At 66.7% G+C, this 330-nt stretch carries 1 protein-coding gene; it reads left to right on the top strand.

Going from position 1 to position 330, the window contains the following annotated elements; all coding sequences use genetic code 11:
* A partial coding sequence (locus DBR34_RS17295) for a hypothetical protein (protein ID WP_219928329.1) occupies positions 1–330 on the top strand: 330 nt, incomplete at both ends.

Raw genomic sequence — 330 nt, 5'->3', positions numbered from 1 at the left:
AGCTGGAACTGCGCAACAGCGGCCGCAACAATGTGTCGCTGCCGGTGGCCTTCCTGCGCAAGCGTGGCCCGGCCGTGCGCCTGGTGGACCGCCACTCGGGCAAGGAAAAGCAGCTGCGGCGCAATCCTGTCGACGGCCTGATGCTGAAGGACCTGGAGACGCTGGCACCGGGCCAGTCGGTGCGCTTCACCTGGCCGATCACCCCGAAGGAAATCACCGATTTCGCGCTGCGCCCGATCGATCTGGACGCGGTGTTCGGTTTGAACATCACGCCCGAGCGCAAGGGCGCGGACGCCACCATCATCCGCGCCAGGCTGCACATCGTGGACG

The organism is Stenotrophomonas sp. HMWF003 (assembly GCF_003061285.1).
GTDB lineage: Bacteria > Pseudomonadota > Gammaproteobacteria > Xanthomonadales > Xanthomonadaceae > Stenotrophomonas > Stenotrophomonas maltophilia_AP.
The sequence above is the reverse complement of the archived record's forward strand: the minus strand, read 5'-3'. Positions and strand labels throughout refer to the sequence as shown.